At 37.6% G+C, this 410-nt stretch carries 1 protein-coding gene; it reads left to right on the forward strand.

Going from position 1 to position 410, the window contains the following annotated elements; translation table 11 throughout:
* Positions 1 to 246: IS3 family transposase (locus AAEZ03_RS26055; protein WP_350582631.1), on the forward strand; the 246-nt coding region annotated here is incomplete at its 5' end.
* Between the last annotated feature and the right edge of the window lie 164 nt (positions 247 to 410).

Here is a 410-nt window from a genome sequence, read left to right on the forward strand (position 1 = left end):
CAGCATCAGTTTACAGGCTCAATGAGTGCTAAAGGCAACTGCTTTGACAACGCACCCATAGAAAGCTTCTGGGGCATATTAAAGAACGAGCTGGTGTATCACCAAGACTATAAAACTAGATTTGCCGCCATTACCGATATCATTGGATATATTGAACTATATTACAACCAAACGAGAACTCAAAAGAGCTTGGGCTATAAATCGCCAAGACAGGTGTGGTTTGATTATTATCGTCAAGCTGCGTAATTAAATCTCCCAAGTTTAACTGTACGGATTTGACGGCAGGGGTCAGATTGATTGGAGGCACGATAGGCGAATTAATAGGCAATGGAATTTATGAAAAAACTAAGAGTTAGATTATGAAAAAAACAAAGGTAATTTTACACTTATCGTCATTTATATTTTTTACA

The organism is Pseudomonas sp. HY2-MNA-CIBAN-0224 (genome assembly GCF_040310285.1).
Lineage (GTDB): Bacteria > Pseudomonadota > Gammaproteobacteria > Pseudomonadales > Pseudomonadaceae > Aquipseudomonas > Aquipseudomonas helleri.